This window comes from Petrocella sp. (assembly GCF_059865615.1).
Map to the genome: position 1 here is coordinate 1 of NZ_JCBCDA010000027.1, position 9,552 is coordinate 9,552.

The 9,552-nt window shown below is 38.3% G+C and carries 5 protein-coding genes; 4 read left to right on the top strand and 1 reads right to left on the bottom strand.

Features of this window, described 5'->3' with window-relative positions:
- A partial coding sequence (locus tag AC6F8J_RS02760) for an Ig-like domain-containing protein (RefSeq protein ID WP_500720800.1) occupies nt 1–1,585 on the top strand: 1,585 nt, incomplete at its 5' end.
- A gap of 153 nt (nt 1,586–1,738) precedes the next feature.
- Entirely contained in the window at nt 1,739–4,270 is a 2,532-nt protein-coding gene (locus AC6F8J_RS02765) for an S-layer homology domain-containing protein (RefSeq protein ID WP_500720802.1), read from the top strand.
- A gap of 385 nt (nt 4,271–4,655) precedes the next feature.
- Here AC6F8J_RS02765 and AC6F8J_RS02770 read toward each other — a convergent pair whose 3' ends face one another.
- On the bottom strand, nt 4,656–6,173 hold the full coding sequence (locus tag AC6F8J_RS02770) for a hypothetical protein (RefSeq protein WP_500720804.1): 1,518 nt from the start codon (nt 6,171–6,173) through the stop codon (nt 4,656–4,658).
- A 289-nt stretch (nt 6,174–6,462) separates the two neighbouring features.
- Between AC6F8J_RS02770 and AC6F8J_RS02775 the strand changes: the two genes are divergently transcribed.
- Complete coding sequence (locus AC6F8J_RS02775) at nt 6,463–7,833, top strand: stalk domain-containing protein (protein WP_500720806.1); 1,371 nt, start codon at nt 6,463–6,465, stop codon at nt 7,831–7,833.
- Between the two features lie 18 nt (nt 7,834–7,851).
- Nucleotides 7,852–9,018 (top strand): TolC family protein, encoded by a 1,167-nt coding sequence (locus AC6F8J_RS02780; RefSeq protein WP_500720808.1) that lies wholly within the window; start codon nt 7,852–7,854, stop codon nt 9,016–9,018.
- Nucleotides 9,019–9,552 lie beyond the last annotated feature (534 nt).

Below are 9,552 nucleotides of genomic sequence, written 5' to 3' on the forward strand. Positions count from 1 at the left end.
CACTTATGAAACCAAGCCAAGTAAGATTACGAATGGAACTTCATTATCGAGACCACCGGTACTTGGAGAAGATAAAGAAGGACCTGTACCTACCTTTACACCAAAATCAGATGCAACAAATGTAGCAACCAATACAAAAATAGTAATAACTTTCGATGAAGCCATCTATCTGAATAGAGGCGCACGAGTGAATGCAACGGATATAAAAGATATTATAGAGATTAGAAAAGATAAGACCACAGGTAGTAAGATTAATTTCACAGGTACAATCAGCTCGGACCGTAAGACGTTGACCATAACGCCAGATGAGTTCTTGGATATGACTACATACTATTACATTAACTTATTGGATAAATCCATAGAAGACATCGTTGGTAATAAAAATGTGAAGGCCACTTCAAGATTCAGAACAGGCAATCAAGACCTGGTACCTCCGAAGCCAACTTTTACACCGGCGAATAATGCAACCAATATTTCCGTTTCATCTAAGATTACCATCACATTTGATGAAGCCATCCGTTTGGTGAACAACAGTGCTGTGACGAATTCTAATATAACATCATTTATTGAGCTAAGAGAAAGTACTGCAACAGGAACGAAAAGGGGCTATTCGGCAACCATTAACTCTGCGAAGCGTGTAATAGAAATCACGCCGGATGCGAATATGACTGTGGATAGAAACTATTATGTTATTATTCTGGCAAACAGGATTGAGGACGCCAGTGACAATGCAGTACCAAAGACCACATCTACTTTCAAGACCGGATTGCCTATTGCTGCGACACCAACCATTACGACAAACCCGGCAACAACGACACCGATTGCTAATAATGGTACTGTAACCGTGACCTTATCTTCGACAACATCGGGTGGCAATATCTATTATACAACGAATGGATCAACACCAACAGTAACACCAGCACTATTATATACTGAACCTTTTTATGTTGACAATGTAGGAAATCTTGTTGACGGTCAGACAATTACAGTTAAGGCCATTTATACAAAGGTGGGTATGACCAACTCGGCAGTTGCTACGAAGGCCATCACCTTTGTAACCAATAGAGTGGCAACACCAACCATTACCACTGACCCATCTAATGTGTCCGCTATTCCTAGCGATAAACCGGTTGTGGTGACTATAGAATCAGCTACCGATGGATCAAAGATTTTTTATGCGATTGAAAATGAAGATGACTATAAAGAATATGATAGATCCATTACTATTAAAGATATTGACCCAGATGGAGATGTGATAACCATATATGCATATGCCACAAAAATTGGTATGGGTATGTCGGAGGTCTCCACAAAGGATATTAATTTTATCAATAATACAGTAAAAACGCCTACTATAGAAATTGTTAAAGCGTCTGATAATGAATCAGCTAGTGTAACTATTGTATCTGAAACGAGCTCAGCAAAAATTTATGTAACTATAAATGATGGACCTGAAATAGAACTTAGTGGAAATAGTTTTGATGTTACTGTTCTTGAGTATGGTACTTCGGTGACAATTAAGGCAACTGCTAGAAAGTCTGGTATGTTAGATTCTGAAATGAGTACAAAAACAGTCAGCTTTTAAAAAATTAGTCTTATTAATCAAATATTTTAAGGCCTATTTAAAACGTTAACCATAATGTTTTAAACAGGCCTTTTTCTTGTTGCCTTTATCTTTTTATGGTAAAGTGAGTATAAGAAAAGGTAATAAAAACGATTGACTAAGGATGGGAATTCTATGAATAGGAATTATAAAAAAGTATTATGGTTGATACTAGCTTTAATTACAATAATAGGAACAGGTCATACAAGTAGCGGAGCCACATATTTTACAGATGTAAAGGGCCACTGGGCAGAGTCTGCTATTTATGAAGGGGTAGCCCTTGGGATCGTATCCGGTTATTCAGACAATACCTTCAGACCTAATAGCTTTGTAACCCGTGCAGAGTTTTCTAAGATGATGAATCAAGCTCTTGGAGTTACTCATACAACATCAATTAATATGTGGGATGTTAGCTATTATCATTGGTACTATTATGAGGTTCAAAAAGCCGTCGCAGCTGGCTACATCTCCGGGTATACGGATGGTAGCTTCAAGCCAAATCATCGTATCAGTCGTCAGGAAGCGGCCACCATGATCGCAAAAATCTTGCCAAGAGAAACCTTATCTGTAGGTCAAAAAGTCTATGTAGATTATAATCAAGTAGCAAGCTGGGCCAGAGACCATGTGGATTTGGTCGCATCTAAGGGCTATATTACAGGCGATGCAAATGGGATGTACAGACCCGGTGGGGCACTGACCCGAGCAGAAGCCTGTGTGATTCTGGTTCGGGTATTAAAAGGAGAGCAGATAGTACGAAACACAACCTATATAAACTCAGATAACCTATCAAGAAGCCGTCAGATTTATCCCAACAACTTAATTATTGAGGAAAATGTAGGAAGCGGTCATGTTAAGTTAGACAATATCGTTGTTCTAGGCGAACTGATCGTTGAAGGTGGGGGAGAAAACACCATTGATATTAACAACTCCAGAATCATGAAACTGACTATGGCCAAAGATACAGGAGATGTAAGGGTTGTACTTAGAGGTGGAACCGGTGTTGAAGATCTCCTCATTAAAAATGGTGGTATATTGGAACAGAGGGATGTCTTAGGTAATGATGTCAAACAAGTTCGATTAAAAGGTCGTGCGCTTGATGAACAAAGGGTAACCCTTCTTGGTAATTTTCCAAATGTCAAAATTGAAGAAGAAGCCATGATGACTTTGGGCAGCGGTAGTATACAGTATTTGATGGTGGCATCTGAAGGGAAGGATTCAACCCTTCGTCTATCTTATGGAACAAGAGTGGAGATTTCTGCTGTATATGCCCCTACTCATTTTAAAGGCGCCGGTACTCTGACCACTTTGAGAGCTTATGCCAATGATATAACTTATGAGACTCTTCCAAGTCAAGTGACACGTGGTACCAGTCTTAGGAGACCGCCTGCACTTGCAGAAGATGAACAAGGCCCTGAGCCGACTTTTTATCCTGGAGACGGTGCCCGTGATATTGCTGTTAGCAGTCAGATTGTTGTGGTTTTTGATGAACCTATTTACCGTGATTATGGAGAGCCGGTCACCAGTTCGGATATTAGAAATATCATTGATATCAGACGCACAAGAACCACGGGTACGCGTATAGACTACGAAGCTACCATAAGTTCGGATCAACGTACTTTAACACTGACACCCATAGATTATCTAGAGACAGACACTTACTATTATATTGTTCTAAGAGATGAATCGGTTATGGATATCTATGGCAATGAGAATGACAGGATGACGGCAAGGTTCAGAACATCGGGTCTAGATCTTGTGCCCCCTGAACCGGACTTCTCACCAAGAGAAGGCGCGACAGGTGTTTCAGTCAATACATCAATAGTCATAGATTTTGATAGATCTATTCTTATGATAGGAGATAGAGACATTGAAGATGGTCAGATACCCACTTTTATTGAATTAAGAGCAGGGAGTGTGACCGGACCCAAAAAAGTCTTTAGAGCCGAGATGCGATCAGGTGACGAGAGCATACGCATATATCCAACAGGTTCACTTAATCTAAATGAGACCTATTATATCATTGTCCTAGCAAATTATATTATGGATGAGAGTGGTAATGTGATACCAAGGACCACGTCTTATTTCAAAACAGTTTTGCCAACGGCTTCAAGACCGGTGATTAGCATCAATCCGTCAGATACAAGTCAAGTAATGAACCATGAGATAGTGAGGGTGACTTTGACCACCGGTACAAGTGGCGGATATATTTATTATACTTTAGATGGAAGCAATCCCACCACCAGTGATCCGATCTATACAGCACCCTTTGAGTTATCAACAGATTTGCTCCTTGGTGAGACCATAACTGTAAAAGCAGTGACCGTCCATTCTGATATGAACACATCCAGTACAGTGACAAAAGTCATTAATTTTTTACCTAATCAAGTGGCAGCACCACTGATAACATCAGATGCTGTTAATCCGGATGCCATTGAACAAGGTACGAATGTAAACATTTCCATAACAACGACCACACCGGGAACAAGCATTTATTTTACTACAAATGCTAATGATCCGATAGAACAGGACACAGAATATACTGGCGCTTTTAGCATCAATGCACCTGTGAATCCAGACGGTACAATTACGATCAAAGCCATCGCTGTAGGCGAAGGTATGGATGATTCAGAGATTGTTGACCTTACGTTGATTTTTATCAATGACTAAGCATGGTCTTGACATACTTTATGTCAAATGATTTGACAATGACAAAGTGAATAAGATGAAGATTTATATTGTCTATTTTTGTATAATATAGAGAGATTAATAAGCGTAGGACTTCATTTAGTGACTTACGTTTATGGGTGGAGAGATTAGATATAGAAAATACCATACACAAGAAAAGAGGCGTTGCCTCGTTATGAGTTCTGCTCATATTTCTGAATGGTTCGACGGGAAAGGATCTTGACGCATTCAGCTATGTTTAAAGCTGAATACTAGAGTATGACTTTCCTAGAGCATAAAAAAGGAAGACCCTTGGGGGAGAGAAAGGGCCTTCCTTTTTTATGCTTTTATAATGCTTACGATAATAAGTGTGATTAAAGAACGCTTCCTATAGTTTATTATAGAGATGTTCTAAGTCTTTAAGTGTTGTGGTTTTATCTTTTTCTGACAGATTAATCTCATCTTTTAAGTAGTCCCAAAATGCAGCGGTCATATTGATTTCATTGATAGCAAAAATGGCATGTGGCGCATTTTGTTTAATCACAATAGCACCAAGGTCCTCTTTAACATAGAGAATAAAATGATTATGTCTTTTTTTGGAGGTAACTTTTAGGTTGTAGTTATCATATTTCTTTAGATACAGAACCGTATTTTTAAGATGCGCTTTATATTCATTAGGTGTATAGCAGATGTTTGAGGTTTCAGCGATTCCAGTGAAGGCAACATTCACACCCCCTTCTTTGATTTCTATAAGACTTGGCAGCTGCAGAAGGGCGTGGAATGAGCAGTGCTCAAGTGCTTTTTCAAAGTCTTCTTTTCGCTCATAAAAGTACTGGATTAATTTCTCTTTATCATCCCTATCAGACCGATTGATAATCGACTCTGCTACAGCACTTGGCATTGTGGACCAATTTAGACTGTTTGATTTAAGCAGTGTAGGGGTTGCATCTTTTTCGAACTCTTTTAAAAGATCAAGGTATTGCTGCTTTTGATGATATGTAAAAATCTGCATAAGTGGCCGACACATGAACAAGTAACTCTCAAACTCACTTGTCAGAGCAGCTAAAGCTTTTTTATCTTTGAATAGAATATTAAGGGCTTGATGTTCCATTATATCAAGAGATGAGCTGGTTACAGCAGTAATCTTTGGGGCAATAAATAGTGTTCTCTTAAAAACACCGTCTCTTTTCTTAGGATAGTAATAGGGTTCAATGGCGCCGGTCATATAGAGAGGCATCCACTTTGAGAGGGCTTCAAGCATCTCATCAAGATTACGACTGACGGTATGAATAACCTTGATTCGATTGCCTTGTAAGATCACACGGGCCAATAGATCCCGCCATTTCGCTGCAAAGCAAGCATCGCCTGTCAACCAATCCATAGACTCATCGCTATATAATAATAAGGTAGTTGGTTGATTGGATTTTATAATGAGAGATAGAAAAGATAAAACAGCTTCTCGCTTACCTTCGATACCATAATATAGCGCAACATCTTTTTTGGGGGTTTTTGGATCAGAATCAGTGAAATCATCCGAAACGGGTGTATTTTTTTGAAATCGAAAATCAGAAATGCCATTCAAAAAACCAGATATTGAAGCATGTCCGGTTTCTTCATGCCCCATTAACCATTGATAAATAACCTCGGTTGTATTTTTAGAATCTTGAAAGTGCTCTGATTGCATTTTTAGAATTTGTGAGAGTGACTTGATTTGATAATCTTCTATACAATGGCTTATAAAGTAGTGGGCCATTTTTTTTAAGTAATCTGCCTCTTTTACTAGACGTCTCTCACCTCTACGTAATCGGCTGATATGTGAAGCATCTAATGAAGTATACATTGCAAGGGAACTATTGGTTGTTTTCGTTATGTTCATTAAGAAATCTAGTTTTTCATAAAACTGCATATTGGCCACCTCCAATAGTTATATTCTACCACGAATAATTATGATAGGATAGTACTTTTGACATGAAACATGTCAATCTAACTGTCATGGACAAAGGCCATAATATCAAGATATTTTGTCTTATTTCTCGATTAAGATAAAACCATTTTCCATCTAATATAGCCTAAAACAAAAAATTAAAAAACTATAAAAATATATGTCGTTTTGATTAAAATACCATAAGAACTATTGACATGTTTTCCCTTAAAACGTACACTTGACCTAAGACTAAATAAAGGATGTGGCAAACATGAAAAAAAGTTTTTCGTTAGTACTCATAGCAATGCTGATACTCAGTACTTCTACTATACATGGGATAACGAATCAACAATATGTTCAATACACAAAAAACAACAGTGCGTTGGTCGCTGACAAGGTGATTGGCATAGAAGCAGACACACTTGGTGGTATATGGGTGGCAACTTCAGGTAGCGGGGCCATTTATATTGATTCTACAGGCACGTGGCAAACGTATATGGAAATGAGTTCCGGTCTAAAGAACAATTTCTTAAATGATGTGACTTTGGATGTTTTAGGGAACGCTTATTTTGCAACCAACATTGGTGTCACTTCTCGTATGAAAGACAATACTTGGAATAACTATTTCATGAATGATAACAAGATTTTTGGAGAGACGGTTACCGCTCTTGCAACGGATGCTAAAGGTGGCCTATGGCATGGCGTTACAGGTTATGGCGCTTACTATAAAAGCGCGGATGGTGTTATGACCCATTATAGCAGTGCCAATTCATCCATACCAAGTAGTAATGTATCCAGCTTTGCTTTTGATCAAAAAGGTGGCGTCTGGATTGGAACCGAGCTAACCTATAATGAGATGGGTGGTATCGCTTATCTGAGTGCCGAGGGTAAATGGACCCTCTATAATTCAAATAATTCTAAGTTACCTTCCAATAGAGTGCGTGAAGTCTACGTGGCAAAAAATGGTGCTGTGTGGATTGGTACCATTAATGGGTTGGCTAAGTTCTATAACAACGAGTGGGTCATCTACAGCAACAATTCCGTATGGGAGTACGATGTTAGATCTGTTACAGAAGACAGTGCGGGCAATATATATGCAGCAACTTGGGGTGATGGATTACTCAAGATTGATCCCGCAGGAAAGTTAACTAACTACAAGTCATCGGATTCACCTCTACCTAACAACTACATTTATGAGGTCGAAATAGATACAAAAGGTAATATCTGGCTTGGCACCAATGTGGGTCTTACGCAGATTAAAACAGAGGCACAGATGGTACAGCCACCGGTGGTGCAACCAAAAATAGTAACTGTTTTTGTTAAAAGTCTTCAAGTACCTTTTGATATTCAACCGGTGATTCGAGAAGACAATACTTTGGTTTCAGTAAGATTTATACTTGAGGCTTTGGGTCAAGATGTAACATGGAATGAATCAGAAAGAAAAGTAATATCAACAGGCGACAAAACAATCGAACTAACGATAGGTGAAAAAGTGGGTTACGTGGATGGTGTGGCGTATCCGCTAAATGTACCTTCAGAGATTATTGGTGGTAGAACCATGATACCTTTAAGATGGATATCAGAGAATTTAGGTCACGATGTACAATGGAACCCGGTCAATTATAGAGTGGATATCAATTAGGTCCTATAGGAGAGATAGATGAATAGTAAAATTATTAAGAAAAGAGTAGCCCTTACCATAGCTAGTATGCTAACTTTAAGTATGTTTATGATGTCAAGCGTTAGAGCTGAAGAATTAACAGCACCATTGGAAGAGATACCTCAAACCATAGCCGTTGAGCCAATAGTCCTAGATATTGAGGATGCTTTACAACGGGCATTAGAAAATAGTTTTGAGCTAAAAATTGCTGAGGCTGAGATGAAGACTTCTATAATGACGGCCAGTCAACAAAGAACATTGGCCAAAGAAGACGCCACTACAGGCATGTACAGTGCAGATCTAGCGATTAAGATTGCTAAAGTTAATAGAGAAATCCTGCCGACCTTAGCAAAAGAAACCTACAATGCAAAAATAACGGAAGTAGAACTTGGTATTAAAGGTGCCTTTGCACAATTGGTTTTTGCAAAGGAAAGTTTGGAACTGGCAGAAAAATATAAACTTCAGGCAGATGAGAGTCTAGCGATGGTCAAAACAAAGCGAACTTTAGGACAAGCTTCAGATCTAGAAGTTACCAATACAGAATCAGAAGTTGCTAGTAAGGCGTCTGAGTTGACTCAAGCACAAATTGCTTATAATCAGAGCCTCATGGATCTGAATTTACTCATGAATGAAGCACTAGAAAAAACATGGGTGATTGAAGATACCATGGCAACAGAAGCGGTCGAGCTTGTAGCTCTAGAAGATATGAAAGCCTATATGCTTGAGAATCACCCGATGATTTTAGGGTCTAACTTAAGCTTTAGTATTGCAGAATCTACGTTTGAGCTGGCAAAAGGCTATTACCCATCCAATGTATGGACCTATCGATATGCTGAGCAAGATTATTTCAAAGCCAAATATCAGAACCAACTGGCTCAATTATCACAGGAAAAAAGTTTGATTCAAGCTTATATGAGCGTTCAAGGTAACCTTGAAGCTATTCAAGCATTAGAAAAAAATGTAGCAACGGTGAATGAAAGCTACCGAGTTGCTAAGATACGTTTTGAACTGGGTATGATTACAAGCTTCCAATTGAATGAAGCCTTATTGATGCAACAACGTATGGAAAGCAACTTAGCTAATGCCAAACGTGGGTATAGATTATCCATAGCCCAATTGGAATTCATATCCGGTATGAATGCTATTAAGACAACAGAAGAGCTTTAAGATGAGATAAAGTAAAAAACGGTTCCTTTGCCTGTATGATTTATACAGACAAAGAACTGTTTTTTTTGCCAAATATGAATTTTATTCTATTCTTATGGGAAGTCCGTCATATGACTTTTTTATGACTTTGGGTACATGAAATACTTCAACAATAATGAACACAGAACCATCGATCATTATTGTAAAAGTGAACAGTTAGATACAGATTATTTATTATACTCTATTATTCAACATAGTTAGATCGGAAGAAAAAAGATCTGGAGAAAAACGAAATAACCTTGAGTAAGTACTCATGAAGGGGGGGCTTTTTCGGAGATGGACAAAACGACCTTGGCGAAAAACAAAGAGATGAAAGACATTGAGCAACATCTCATTTTTATTGACGTAGTGTTGATTTTTGAAGTCGTGTTGTCCTATATATTCTAGCATCAAGGGGTGGGTAAATAGTAAACGAATGAAACTATATAAATGTGTAAAAATAAAAATGCAGGGAAGACGTTTGTTATACTAAGAGTAGTTTTAATTTACCTTTCG